This is a genomic window from Methylopila sp. 73B, assembly GCF_000526315.1.
In the GTDB taxonomy this organism is placed as follows: Bacteria; Pseudomonadota; Alphaproteobacteria; order Rhizobiales; family Methylopilaceae; genus Methylopila.
In genome coordinates this window covers 887,802-900,424 of the sequence record NZ_JAFV01000001.1, presented here as the reverse complement: position 1 = coordinate 900,424, position 12,623 = coordinate 887,802, and the positions used below count along the sequence as shown (strand labels likewise).

Annotated in this window: 10 protein-coding genes and 1 riboswitch; of the genes, 7 read left to right on the top strand and 3 right to left on the bottom strand. The window is 70.1% G+C overall.

Going from position 1 to position 12,623, the window contains the following annotated elements; all coding sequences use genetic code 11:
• Positions 1-278: 278 nt before the first annotated feature.
• From K244_RS0104315 to K244_RS0104305, 3 genes are all read right to left on the bottom strand, one after another.
• The gene (locus K244_RS0104315) at positions 279-2,093 is read right to left on the bottom strand and encodes an ABC transporter ATP-binding protein (RefSeq protein WP_020185019.1); all 1,815 of its coding nucleotides are present in this window, start codon (positions 2,091-2,093) and stop codon (positions 279-281) included.
• Positions 2,094-2,196: 103 nt separating this feature from the next.
• On the bottom strand, positions 2,197-5,286 hold the full coding sequence (locus K244_RS0104310; RefSeq protein WP_020185018.1) for an efflux RND transporter permease subunit: 3,090 nt from the start codon (positions 5,284-5,286) through the stop codon (positions 2,197-2,199).
• Positions 5,287-5,302: 16 nt separating this feature from the next.
• Positions 5,303-6,454, bottom strand: a complete 1,152-nt coding sequence (locus K244_RS0104305; RefSeq protein WP_020185017.1) for an efflux RND transporter periplasmic adaptor subunit — start codon at positions 6,452-6,454, stop codon at positions 5,303-5,305.
• Between the two features lie 229 nt (positions 6,455-6,683).
• Between K244_RS0104305 and K244_RS0104300 the strand changes: the two genes are divergently transcribed.
• The 7 genes from K244_RS0104300 to cobW all read left to right on the top strand — a co-directional run bounded on the left by K244_RS0104300 (position 6,684) and on the right by cobW (position 12,542).
• The gene (locus tag K244_RS0104300; RefSeq protein WP_020185016.1) at positions 6,684-8,027 is read left to right on the top strand and encodes an aspartate aminotransferase family protein; all 1,344 of its coding nucleotides are present in this window, start codon (positions 6,684-6,686) and stop codon (positions 8,025-8,027) included.
• A 1-nt stretch (position 8,028) separates the two neighbouring features.
• Positions 8,029-8,409, top strand: a complete 381-nt coding sequence (locus K244_RS0104295) for a hypothetical protein (RefSeq protein WP_020185015.1) — start codon at positions 8,029-8,031, stop codon at positions 8,407-8,409.
• Between the two features lie 17 nt (positions 8,410-8,426).
• Positions 8,427-9,677: a Zn-dependent hydrolase gene (locus tag K244_RS0104290; protein ID WP_020185014.1), complete on the top strand. Its 1,251-nt coding sequence runs from the start codon at positions 8,427-8,429 to the stop codon at positions 9,675-9,677.
• 77 nt (positions 9,678-9,754) lie between these two features.
• Positions 9,755-9,962, top strand: a riboswitch (cobalamin riboswitch).
• Positions 9,963-9,997: 35 nt separating this feature from the next.
• Complete coding sequence (locus K244_RS0104285) at positions 9,998-10,180, top strand: CbtB-domain containing protein (RefSeq protein WP_020185013.1); 183 nt, start codon at positions 9,998-10,000, stop codon at positions 10,178-10,180.
• Between the two features lie 13 nt (positions 10,181-10,193).
• On the top strand, positions 10,194-10,946 hold the full coding sequence (locus tag K244_RS0104280; protein ID WP_020185012.1) for a CbtA family protein: 753 nt from the start codon (positions 10,194-10,196) through the stop codon (positions 10,944-10,946).
• A gap of 7 nt (positions 10,947-10,953) precedes the next feature.
• Positions 10,954-11,505, top strand: coding sequence for a bifunctional adenosylcobinamide kinase/adenosylcobinamide-phosphate guanylyltransferase (gene cobU, locus K244_RS0104275; RefSeq protein WP_020185011.1), 552 nt, complete (start codon positions 10,954-10,956; stop codon positions 11,503-11,505).
• Positions 11,502-12,542, top strand: a complete 1,041-nt coding sequence (gene cobW, locus K244_RS0104270) for a cobalamin biosynthesis protein CobW (RefSeq protein WP_020185010.1) — start codon at positions 11,502-11,504, stop codon at positions 12,540-12,542. Before cobU ends, cobW begins: the two co-directional genes overlap by 4 nt.
• Positions 12,543-12,623: the final 81 nt, after the last annotated feature.

Below are 12,623 nucleotides of genomic sequence, written 5' to 3'. Positions count from 1 at the left end.
TCTTCGCCGGTCGCCCCGGAAGCGATCGCCCGCTGCGGACGATCCATAAATGCGGCCGGGGCGCCCCCCCGACGTCGCATTCCGACCATATTCACGGGCCGGTGGCATGCAAGCGCGATCACGATCGTGACGCGTCGCCGCCGGGCCTTTGCCACACGCTGTGGCTGGAAGAACACGAAACTGGGATGCGAATGGGCTTGCGACACGCTTCGAGGCCCTGCGGCGCGGGGTAAGGCCGGGCCTGGGAAGCGCCGTCGTCTGGCCCGACGCGCGCCGACTCAGCCCCGTTGAAGGCGGTGCGACTCAGCGTACTCGCCGCCGCCCCCTAGGAGCGTCCGGTGGTCGCCCTGCTCGATCACGCGGCCGTCGCGGACGACGCAGATGAGGTCGGCGGCGACCACCGTCGCCAGCCGGTGGGCGATGATCAACGTGGTTCGGTTCTTTCGCGCGGCGAAGATGTTGGCTTGCACCTGCGCCTCGATCGCGCCGTCGAGCGCGGAGGTCGCCTCGTCCAGCAACAGGATCGGCGCGTTCCTCAGCAGCGCCCGGGCGATCGCCACGCGCTGGCGCTGGCCGCCGGAAAGCCGGGCGCCGCGCGGGCCGACGCGAAACCCGTAGCCGCCGTCCAGCCGCTCGATGAACTCGTGGGCCATGGCCGCGCGCGCCGCCGCCTCGACCTCCGCGTCGGTCGCGTCGGGGCGTCCGTAGGCGATGTTGGCGCGCACGCTGGCGTCGAACAGTAGAACGTCCTGGCTGACGAGGGCGATCGACTCGCGCAGCGAGGCGAGCGTGACGCCCGCGATGTCCTGCCCCCCGATCGTGACGCGGCCGTCCGAGGGCTCGTAGAGCCGCGCGACGAGGTTGAGCACCGTCGTCTTGCCGGAGCCGGAGGGGCCGACGAAGGCGATGGAGGCGCCCGCCGGGATCGTCACGGAGAAGCCGTCGAGCACCGGCTTCGCCGCGGGATCGTAACCGAACCTCACGCCGTCGAAGGCGATCGCCCCTGAGGGGTCGGCGAGCGCGACGGCGCCGCCCGCGTCCACGATCCGTGGCCGGCGGTCGAGGATCTCGTAGATGCGGGCGATCGACACGCCGCAGATCTGGAGCTGGGCGTTGACCTGCAGCAGGCGGCGGAGCGGTTCGTAGAGCAGCATCAGGGCGCTCACGAAGGCCATCAGCTCGCCGGCGTCGCTGGAGCCGTCGATGACCTGGGAGCCGCCCACCAGCAACACGCCGACGAGGGCGAGGGCGGTGACGACGTCGACGATCGGCGACAGCGCCGCCCGGGTGCGCGCCACCTTGAGCCCGATCTTGCGACGCCCGACGATGACGTCGCGCAAGCGCTTCCGCTCCACGTCCTCGTGGTTCTCGGCCTTGACGCCCCGGATGCCGTGGAGCGCCTCCTCGAAGGCCTGCAGGATCTCGCCGCCGAGCTGCTGCCCATGCCGCATCAGGGCGCGGAGCTTGCGGTTGGCGATGACCGCCGGGATGGCGATCAGCGGGCCGCCGGCGAGCGCCAGCAGGAACCACTGCGGGCTCGCCCACAGCACGTAGATCACGAGGCCCAGAAAGGTGACCAGGTCGCGCCCGAGCGTGACGACGATGTTGGTGGACGTGTTGTTCAGCACGTTCACGTCGTCCGTGGCGCGGGCGATGATCTGGCCGACGCTGTTCTTCTGGAAGAACGCGAGGTCCAGGCCGAGAAGGTGGTTCGAGATCCGGTTCTGCAGCGAGGTTGAGACGTGGTTGGAGACCCGCGACAGCATGTACTGCTGCAGGTAGCCCGCGCCGGCGCGTAGTCCGAACAGCACGAGCACGACGCCCACAATCTCGTAGAGCGCGCTGGCGTCGCGGCGCACCAGGATGTCGTTCACGAGCGACTTGAACAGCCACGGCAAAGCCACGACCGTGCCGGCGAAAACGCCCATAGCGGCCACCGCGACAAGGAGATCGCGGGCGTGCGGCAGCAGGAACTCCCGCCCGAACCGTTTCAGACGTCCGACGCGCGCGCGGAACGGCTCGTCGATGCGGGTCTCGCGACGCGAGAGGTCGCTGATCCGATCGGGATCGGTCTGCGGCGCGGTGACGGACATGCTGTCCTTCAAGCTCTTCGGCGGGCCAAACTCCTCGACGGGCGAGGTTTCGGGCCGAGCCTGTAGCCCTCCCCGTCCATGCCCGCAAGCGTGGCCGCCCTACTCAGCGGGGGGCCGCCGCGGGCAGCGCCGGCGCAACGCCGGCCTCGGAAGCGTTGGCTCTCCGCCCTAGGAAGCTGTAGACCGCCGGCACCACGAACAGCGTCAGCAGCGTGCCGAAGGTCATGCCGCCGACGATCACCCAGCCGATCTGCGCGCGGCTTTCGGCGCCGGCCCCTGTCGCCAGCGCCAGCGGCACGGCGCCCAGCACCATCGCGCCCGTGGTCATCAGGATGGGCCTGAGGCGCAGCGCCGCCGCCTCCACCACCGCCTCGCGGCGGTCCTTGCCCTGCTCCTGCAGCTGGTTCGCGAACTCCACGATCAGGATGCCGTGCTTGGTGATCAGGCCGATCAGCGTGACGAGGCCGATCTGCGAGTAGACGTTGAGCGTGCCGCCGGTCAGCCACAACGCCCCGAGCGCGCCGGTCATGGAGAGCGGCACGGTCAGCAGGATGATGAATGGGTCGACGAAGCTCTCGAACTGCGCCGCGAGCACGAGGTAGATGAACAGGATCGCGAGGCCGAAGATCAGCCCCAGGCTCTGGTTGGAGGCGAGATACTCGCGGCTCTGGCCGTTGACGTCGGTCTGCACGGTCTCCGGCAGCGTCTCGGCGGCGATCCGCTCGAGATAGGCCAGCGCCTCGCCCATGGTGTAGCCGTCGGCGAGGTTCATCTCGATGGTCGCCGAGCGCAGCTGGTTGAAGCGGCGCAGCTCGCGCGGGGCGACGGAGTCCGCCACCTTCACAAGGTTCGACAGCTGGATCATCTGCGCGCCCTGCCCGCCCCGGTCCGGCGTGCGGACGTAGATCGTCGACAAGGTCTCCGGCGTCGCGCGGTCGGCGTTCGCGAGCTGCACGATGACGTCGTACTGTTCGCCGTCGCGCTCGAACCGGGTGACCTGCCGGGAGCCCAGCATGGTCTCGAGGGTTCGGCCCACCATCGCGACGTCCAGTCCGAGATCGGCGATCTTGGCGCGGTCGAGCTCCACCCTGAGCTCGGGCGCGTTCAGCTCCAGATCGCTCTCGATGTTCGTCAGGTTGGGGTTCTCGGAGATCTTCGCGACGAAGGCCTTGGCGGTGCGGTCCAGGTCCTCGTAGGCGCCCGAGGTCTGCAGCACGAACTGCACGGGACGCGCGCCGCCGCGCTGGCCGAGCGCCGGCGGATTGGTGGTGAACAGCGCGAGGCCGGGGATGTCGCGCAGCTTCTTCGACAGCTCCGCCATGATCTGCTGCTGCGAACGGTCGCGCTCGCTCCAGTCCTTCAGCGGCGCGCGGCCGAGCACGTTGGCGATCAGCGGCTGGCCGATGATGGTGAGGTAGCCGTCGACCTCCGGCGTGGCGCGCAGGATCGCCTCCAACTGCTCGGTGTAGCGGGTGCTGTAGGCGATGGTGGAGCCTTCGGGCGCCTGGCCGCGGATCTGCAGGATGCCGCGGTCCTCGACCGGCGAAAGCTCCGAGGTGAGGCTCGTGAACAGCAGGCCCGCCCCGCCGGCGACGCCGAGCGCCAGCAGCACGACCAGCACGCGCGCCTTGAGCGCCGCGCCGACGAGGCGCTTGTAGCCGCGCTCGGTGGCCCGGAAGCCGCGCTCCATCGCCATGAAGACGCGGCCGGGGTTCGGGTCGTGCTTCAGCATGCGCGAGCACATCATCGGCGTCAGCGTCAGCGCGACGAACCCCGAGACGATGACGGCGCCGGCGAGCGTCAGCGCGAACTCGGTGAACAGCCGCCCCGTCCGGCCAGGCGAGAACGCCACCGGCGCATAGACGGCGGCGAGCGTCACCGTCATCGCGATGACGGCGAAGCCGATCTCGCGCGAGCCCTTGATCGCCGCGTCGACGGGCTTCATGCCCTCCTCGACGTGGCGATAGATGTTCTCCAGCACCACGATGGCGTCGTCGACCACGAGGCCGATCGCGAGCACCAGCGCGAGCAGCGTCAGCGTGTTCACAGTGAAGCCCAGCGCCAGCATCATCGCGAAGGTCGCGACCAGCGAGACCGGGATCGTCACCACCGGGATCAGCGAGGCGCGCACGGTGCGCAGGAAGAAGAAGATCACCAGAACCACGAGCACGATCGCCTCGACGATCGTGTGCCACACCGCCTCGATCGACTTGTCGATGAAGACCGCCTGATCGTAGTTCAGCAGCACCGTGACGCCTTCGGGCAGCGTCCCCTGGATCTCGGGCATCGCCTTGCGGACGCCCTGCGACACCTCGAGCGGGTTCGCCGTCGCCTGCTTGATGACGCCGATCGCGACCGCGGGGCCGGAATCGTAGCGCGACTGCTTGCGCTCGTCGGCCGCTCCGAGCTCGACCTTTGCGACGTCGCGGAGGCGCACCTGGGCGCCGTCCGCCACCTTGACGACGATGTTCCCGAATTCCTCGGGCGTCTGCAGGCCGGTGCGCGACAGCACCGAGAACTCCCGGTCGGCGCTTTCGATCCGACCGGAGGGGATCTCGACGTTCTGCTGGGCGAGCCCGGTCTCGACGTCCTGGACGGTGAGCGCGTAGGCCGCGAGACGGTTGCGGTCGACATAGATCCGCATTGCATACTTACGCTCGCCGAAAATCTGGATGTCGGCGACGCCGGGCAGGATCTTGAAACGGTCGAGCACGTAGCGATTGACGTAGTCGGTCAGGTCCAGCTGGTTCATCCGGTCGGACCGGAACGCCAGATACATCACCGGCTGAGCGTCGGCCTCGACCTTGGCGATGACCGGCTCGTCGATCTCGTCGGGCAGGTTCTGACGCACACGCGCCACCCGGTCGCGCACGTCGCTCGCCGCGACGTCCGGGTTCACGTTGAGGTTGAACCGCACGGTGATGCGGCTCGACTCCTGCCGGCTCTGGCTCTCGATGACGTCTATGCCCTCGATGCCGGAGATCGAATCCTCCAGCACCTGAGTGACCTGGCTCTCGATGATCCGCGCGGCAGCGCCGGGATAGGCGGTCGTGACCGAGACCGTCGGCTCGTCGACGTTGGGATATTCGCGCACCGCCAGCCGTTGGTAGGACACGAAGCCGACCAGCAGGATGACGAGACTGAGCACCGTCGCGAAGACGGGACGGCGGATGCAGATTTCGGCGATCTTCATGGCGGCGCGCCCCGCGTCAGCGGGCGGCTTTGGCGGGCGCCGCGGCGGCCTGCCGGGCGGGATCGACGACCCGCACCGCAGCGCCGTCCTTCAAGCGCTGCTGGCCGGCGACCACGACCATCTCGTCGCCCGAGACCCCGTCGACGATCTCGACCTCGCCGACCCGCCGTTCGCCGAGCTTCACGGTCGTCTCGACCGCCTTGCCGTCCTTCACCCGGTAGACGAGATTCTCGGAGCCGCGCGGCACCAGGGCGCTTTCCGGGATCACCACCACCGATTGGGTCTCGTCCGCCGTCACGTCGACGCGGGCGAACAGGCCGGGCCGCAGCAGACGGTCCGCGTTGTCGAGGCGGGCGCGAACCTTCAAAGCCCGGCCGTTGACGTCGACCAGCGGATCGATCGCGTAGATCTTCCCCTCGAAGGTCCGGCCGGGATAGGCGTCGACCGACACCGAGACGCCGAGACCGACCTTGACGTCGCCGAGGCGGGTCTCAGGCACGCGGAAATCGACCTTCAGGGTGTCGATGCTCTCGAGATTGACGATCGGCTGGCCGGCCTGGACATAGGCCCCGACCGAAGCGAGTCGGAAGCCGACGACGCCGTCGAACGGCGCGCGGATCTCGGTCTTGCCGAGCCGCACCTTTACGAGCTCCACCGCGGCCTTTGCGATCGCCCGGTCGGCGATCGCCTGGTCGCGGGCGGTGTCGGTGGCGTAGCCCGATTTCGAGAGCGACTGGGCGCGCTTGTAGTTGGCCTCGGCGAGCGCGAGCCTCGCTTCGAGGTCCTGCAGCTCCGCCATCAGCAGCGTGTCGTCGAACTTGAGCACCGGCGCGTTCGCCGCCACCCGGTCGCCGTCCTTGAAGTTAATCGACACGAGCCGCCCGGGTTGTTCGGCCGCGAGTTGCACCGACTCCTCGGACACTAAAGAGCCCACGGAAGCGAAGCGCGACGAGACCGTCTGAGGCTTCGCCGCGACGGCCTCCACGGCGACGCCGGTCGCCGGGGCTTGAGCGGGCTTCGCCGCGGCGCTTGAGCCGGAACGGCCCGCAGCGACGGCGACCTTGTCGAAAGCGCTTTGGACGGGAGACGGCAACAGATCGTTCAGTCCGGCGTAAGCGCCGGCTCCAACCGCGGCGAGCGCCGCGAGGGCGATGAACGACGTGCGCATGCGATCTCCTGACAACAACCATAATCCAGCGCGAGCGGCGGCGCCATGGACACCCGCGCTGTCCTCTTACGACGCGGGGCTCCGCTCCGTGCGCCGCGATCACGCGATCGGGATGCGAAACGGCGGGACGCCAGCGCGGGAGCCATGCCATCCCCCGCCTTGACCCGGCGGGCGCGGGCGGCCCACCCTGCCGCCGCCTTCGCTTGTCTTCGAGACCGGATCAGCCGTCATGTCCCCGAGTTCCGCCGCCGCATTCGCCCCCGCGGCGACCAACAATCTCGACGCCTTCTGGATGCCGTTCACCGCCAACCGGCAGTTCAAGGACGCGCCGCGCCTGCTCGTGGGCGCCAAGGACATGCACTACACCACCTCCGACGGCCGGCAGGTTCTCGACGGCACCGCGGGGCTCTGGTGCGTCAACGCCGGCCACGCGCGGCCGAAGATCGTCGAGGCGGTGCAGCGGCAGGTGGCGGAGCTCGACTACGCGCCCGCCTTTCAGATGGGCCACCCCAAGGCCTTCGAGTTCGCGAGCCGCCTGACCGCGCTCGCCCCGAAGGGCCTCGACCATGTGTTCTTCACCAACTCAGGCTCGGAGTCGGTCGACACCGCGCTGAAGATCGCGCTCGCCTACCAGAAGGTGCGGGGCGAAGGCGGCCGCTTCCGGCTGATCGGCCGCGAGCGCGGCTATCACGGCGTCGGCTTCGGCGGCATCTCGGTCGGCGGCATCGTCACGAATCGAAAGGCCTTCGGTCCCGGCCTGCCTGGCACCGACCATCTGCGCCACACCTACGACCGCGAGCGAAACGCCTACTCGCGCGGGATCCCGGAACACGGCGCGGAGCTCGCCGACGACCTCGAGCGGCTCGTGGCGCTGCACGACGCCTCCACCATCGCGGCCGTGATCGTCGAACCGGTCGCGGGCTCGACCGGCGTGGTGCTGCCGCCCAAGGGCTATCTCGAACGGCTGCGCGCGCTCTGCGACAAGCACGGCCTGCTGCTGATCTTCGACGAGGTCATCACTGGCTTCGGCCGACTCGGCGCGCCTTTTGCCGCCGACTGGTTCGGCGTGACGCCGGACATCATGGTGACCGCCAAGGGCATCACCAACGGCGTGGTGCCGATGGGCGCGGTGTTCGTGTCCTCGGCGATCTACGAAGCCTTCATGAACGGTCCGGAGCACGTCATCGAGCTGTTCCACGGCTACACCTACTCGGCGCATCCGCTCGCCTGCGCGGCGGGGCTCGCCACCCTCGACACCTACGCCGAGGAAGGCCTGCTGACGCGGGCGAGCGAGACCGGCGCGCGGTTCGCCGACGAGCTGCATGCGCTGAAGGGCCTTCCCCACGTCGTCGACATCCGCAACATCGGCCTCGTCGGGGCGGTCGAGCTCGAGCCGATCCCGGGGCAGCCGACCAAGCGCGCCTTCTCCGCCTTCCTGAAGGCCTACGAGAAAGGGATCATGATCCGCACCACCGGCGACATCATCGCGATGTCGCCGCCGCTGATCATTTCGGAAGCGCAGATCGACGAACTGGTCGGCACGCTCGCCGACGTGCTGCGCACGCTCGACTGAGATGACGCTTCCCGACAGATCCCCCACCCCTCGCCCCTCCGACGACCGCCCCCTGAGCCGCGCCGCCTTCTTCGGATGGGGCCTCGGTTTCATCAGCCTGATCGCGCTGTCTGTGGTCGGCCTCGGCCACAGCCCGCAGATCCGCGGCGCAGCGAACCTGCGCTACGCGATCGTCGTCGTGCTCGTGGCCGCCGCGCTCGCCGCCGCCATCGTCATGCTGGCGCGCGCCGAGGCCGCGACCCGCGTGGGCGACGCCTTCCGGCGCTTCGGCGTGGCGTTCGGAGCGACGGCGCTCGTGCTGTTCGTCTGGGAGGCGATCGCGGTCGGCCGGGGGCTCTCCCCTTCGCCGGTCGGCATCGTCGCCGCCCTGCTCGGCTACTGATCCTCCGGAGGCATCCCATGGCGACGCCCACCACTCACAACCTTGCCGTCGACGGCCGGCGGCTCTGGGACGCAATCCACGAGACCGCGGCCTTCGGCGGCACGCCCAAGGGCGGCGTGCGGCGGCTGACGCTGTCCGACGAAGACCGTCAGGTGCGCGACTGGTTCCGCGCGGCCTGCGAGGCGCTCGGCTGCGCGGTGACGGTGGACGACATGGGCAACATGTTCGCCCGCCGGCCGGGCCGTCGCGACGACCTCGCGCCGATCGCCTTCGGCTCCCACCTCGACACCCAGCCGACCGGCGGCAAGTTCGACGGCGTGCTGGGCGTTCTGGCGGGGCTCGAGGTCCTCCGCACTCTTCACGACGCCGGCTACGAGACCAATGCGCCGCTGGAGTTGGTAAACTGGACCAACGAGGAAGGCTCGCGCTTCGCCCCAGCCATGCTCGCATCGGGCGTGTTCGCCGGCGCGATCGCGAAGGAGACGGCGCTCGCCCAGACCGACCGCGAGGGCGCGACCTTCGGAGCCGAGCTCGAACGCATCGGCTACCGCGGCGACGAGCCCTGCGGGGCGCGGACGTTCTCCGCCTTCTTCGAGCTCCACATCGAGCAAGGGCCGATCCTGCAGGACGAGGACAAGATGGTCGGCGTGGTCGAGGCCGTGCAGGGCATCCGCTGGTACGAGATCACGCTCATCGGCCAAGACGCCCATTCCGGCGCGACGCCGATGCGGCTCCGCCGCGACGCGCTGGTCGGCGCCTCGCGCGTGGTGGCGGCGGTCGATCGCATCGGCCGGGCGCGGCCGGACTGCGTCGGCACCGTCGGCCTGATGGAGGTCAAGCCGAACTCCCGCAACGTCTCCCCCGGCGAGGTCTTCCTCACCGTCGACTTCCGCTCGCCCGACGACGCCAAGGTCGCGGCCATGGAGGCCGACCTCATCGCGGCGGTCGCGGAGATCACGTCGGACCTCGGCCTCGAAGGCGCGCCGGTCCGCATCTGGGACCAGCCCGCGACGATCTTCGACGCCGAATGCGTGGCGGCGGTCGAGGCCGCGGCTGAGGCCTTCGGCCAAGGCTCGCGCAGGATGGTCTCCGGCGCCGGGCATGACGCCGCCTACGTGGCGCGGGTGGCGCCGACCGCGATGATCTTCGTGCCGTGCAAGGACGGGATCAGCCACAACGAGGCCGAAAGCTCCACGCTGGAGCAGTGCGCCGCCGGCGCCCAGGTCCTGCTCGACGCCGCCCTTCGCTACGACCGGAAGTTCGGCTAAGGCGTGGTCCGCTGACGGCACCCATCCTACGAACGGCGGCTGCGCTTTCCGTTGTCCCGCCCTCCGTCGTCTGCTACGCCTCGGTCATTCGCTTCGGCGTCCTTCGGGACCTCTGAGGGAATCCGGTGGGACGCGCCTCGGCGCGTCGAATCCGGAGCTGCCCCCGCAACTGTGAGCGGCGAGCGGCGCGCCAAGGACCATGGCCACTGGGTTTCGACCTGGGAAGGCCGGCGCGACCGCCGCGACCCGCGAGCCAGGACACCTGCCGGAACCGCGAGCAACCGCCAACGCCCTCGGTGGGAGGGCACATGAGGCCTGTGATGACCGACCTGACCCGTTCCCCGACCCGCGCCGGCGCCCTCTCCGCGACCCGCGCGCTGCCGATCGTCTGCGCCTTTCTGCTTGGCGTGATCGTAATTGGCGGGACCGGCTTCGCGCAGATGGCGGCCGCCCACAACGCGGCGCACGACCACAGGCATTCCATCGGCTTTCCCTGCCACTGAGGGAATCACCAAGATGACCCTCTTTCGCACCATCGTCCTTCTCGCGGCGCTGGTGGGCTTCGGCGCGGGCGTCGTCCTGACCGTCGTCCAGCAGTTCGGCGCCCAGCCGCTGATCGTGAAGGCGGAAGTCTTCGAGCAGGCGCGCTCCGAGGCGTCGGCGCCAAAGCCCCACGACCATGAAGCCTCTGGCGTCCATGACCACCTCGCGGCGTCCGCCGCCGACGTGGCGGCGGCCGAAGCCCACGAGCACGGCGGCGGCGACGAATGGGCGCCCGCCGACGGGGCCGAGCGCTTCCTCTGGACGCTCGCCGCCAACGTCGTCAGCGGCGTCGGCTTCGCGTTGCTGCTTGTGGCCGCGAGTGAGCTCAAGGGCGGCCTGACTTCGTGGCGCGAGGGCCTGTTCTGGGGCCTCGCCGGCTTCGCGGTGTTCACGCTCGCGCCCTCCATCGGCCTGCCGCCGGAGGCGCCTGGCGTCGAAGGGGCGCCGCTGATGGACCGCCAGATCTGGTGGATCGGCACGGCGATCGCGACCGCGGCCGGCCTCGCCCTGCTCGCCTACGGCCGCTCGCCCATGGCTGCGCTCGGCGCGATCGTGCTGATCGCCGCGCCGCACGTGATCGGCGCGCCACAGGCGACCGAAGCGCCGGCCATCCCGCGCGATCTGGAGCACGACTTCGTGGTGGCGGTGATCGTCACCGGCTTCGTGTTCTGGGCGGCGATCGGCGTTCTCGCCGGCGCCCTGCGCGGGCGCTTCGCGGCGGCCTGACGGGACGATGCCCATCCCCGCGCGCCGCGGGACCGTCACCCTCGTCCTCGGCGGCGCGCGCTCTGGAAAGAGCCGCTTCGCCGAGGGGCTGGTGACGGCGACCGGGCTCGACCTCGTCTATGTCGCAACGGCGCAGGCCTTCGACGACGAGATGCGGGAGCGGATCGCCCGTCACCGCGCCGACCGCGCCGGCGAGGGCTGGCGCACGGTCGAGGCGCCGCTGGCGCTCGCGGGCGTCGTCGCCGCCGAATCCGCGCCCGGGACGGCGCTGCTGGTCGACTGCCTGACGCTGTGGCTGACCAACGTGATGCTGGCGGATCTCGACGTGGAGCGCGAAGTCGATGGCCTGCTCGTGGCGCTCGGCGCCGCGCAAGCTCCCGTCGTCCTGGTCTCCAACGAGGTAGGCTACGGCATCGTCCCCGAGAACGCGCTGGCCCGCGCCTTCCGCGATCATCAGGGCCGGCTGAACCAGCTTGTCGCCGCGATCGCGGACCGCGTGACGCTGGTGGCGGCGGGCCTCCCCCTCAATCTCAAGCTCCCGAAGGAGCCGACCCCATGACCGCATCCCACAAGATCCCCGCGACCGTCGTCACCGGCTTCCTCGGGGCCGGCAAGACCACGCTGATCCGCCACCTGCTGCAGAACGCCGGCGGCCGGAAGATCGCGCTGATCGTCAACGAGTTCGGCGACGTCGGGATCGACGGCGACGTGCTGCGCGCCTGCGAAAGCGAGGCCTGCCGCGAGGAGGACATCGTCGAGCTCGCGAACGGCTGCATCTGCTGCACCGTCGCCGACGACTTCATCCCGACCATGGAGAAGATCCTCGCCCGCAACCCGACGCCGGACCACATCGTGATCGAGACCTCCGGCCTCGCCCTGCCCCAGCCGCTGGTGCGCGCCTTCCGCTGGCCGGAAATCGCGACCCGCGTGACGGTGGACGGCGTGGTGACCGTGGTCGACGGCCCCGCGGTCCGCGACGGCCGCTTCGCCCACGACGAGGAGGCGGTCGCCGCCCAGCGCGCCGCCGACCCCAACGTCGATCACGAGAACCCGATCGAGGAGCTGTTCCAGGACCAGGTCCGTTCGGCCGACCTCATCATCGTGCACAAGGCCGACCGCCTGTCGGAAGACGAGATCGAAGCCGTGAAGGCCGACGTGCTGACGCATTCCAGCGCCGGCGTGCGCGTGGTGTCCGCCGCCAACGGCGACCTGCCGGCCGACGTGCTGCTGAGCCTCGCCTCGGGCGTCGAAGACAAGATCGACGCGCGCCCCACGACCCATGAGCTCGAGGGCGAGGTGCAGCACGACCACGACGACTTCGAGAGCTTCATCGCCGAGACGCCCGAGGCCGCCGACGCCGGCGAACTGGAGGCGCGGGTGCGCCGCGTGCTCGAGGCGCACGACGTGCTGCGGCTGAAGGGCTTCGTGCCGGTGGCGGGCAAGACCGCGCGGCTCGTGGTGCAGGCGGTCGGGACGCGCGTCGACACCTATTTCGACCGCGCCTGGAAGCCCGGCGAAGCGCGGCTGGGCCGGCTGGTGGTGATCGGCGAGAAGGGCGTGGACCAGGCCGCGATCGCGAAGGCGTTGGCGGGGTGAAGCGGATGCCGTCATCCCGGCCGAGGCGTCAGTCGAGAGCCGGGATCGTCATGAGGAAGCGGCGCTTCGTTCTGAAGACGG

Bases quoted from the DNA above. Each gene is read 5' to 3' on its own strand.
- K244_RS0104310 (WP_020185018.1), bottom strand. From the start codon at position 5,286: ATGAAGATCGCCGAAATCTGCATCCGCCGTCCCGTCTTCGCGACGGTG.
- K244_RS0104300 (WP_020185016.1), top strand. From the start codon at position 6,684: ATGTCCCCGAGTTCCGCCGCCGCATTCGCCCCCGCGGCGACCAACAAT.
- K244_RS0104315 (WP_020185019.1), bottom strand. From the start codon at position 2,093: ATGTCCGTCACCGCGCCGCAGACCGATCCCGATCGGATCAGCGACCTC.
- K244_RS0104280 (WP_020185012.1), top strand. From the start codon at position 10,194: ATGACCCTCTTTCGCACCATCGTCCTTCTCGCGGCGCTGGTGGGCTTC.
- K244_RS0104295 (WP_020185015.1), top strand. From the start codon at position 8,029: ATGACGCTTCCCGACAGATCCCCCACCCCTCGCCCCTCCGACGACCGC.
- K244_RS0104290 (WP_020185014.1), top strand. From the start codon at position 8,427: ATGGCGACGCCCACCACTCACAACCTTGCCGTCGACGGCCGGCGGCTC.
- cobW (WP_020185010.1), top strand. From the start codon at position 11,502: ATGACCGCATCCCACAAGATCCCCGCGACCGTCGTCACCGGCTTCCTC.
- cobU (WP_020185011.1), top strand. From the start codon at position 10,954: ATGCCCATCCCCGCGCGCCGCGGGACCGTCACCCTCGTCCTCGGCGGC.
- K244_RS0104285 (WP_020185013.1), top strand. From the start codon at position 9,998: ATGACCGACCTGACCCGTTCCCCGACCCGCGCCGGCGCCCTCTCCGCG.
- K244_RS0104305 (WP_020185017.1), bottom strand. From the start codon at position 6,454: ATGCGCACGTCGTTCATCGCCCTCGCGGCGCTCGCCGCGGTTGGAGCC.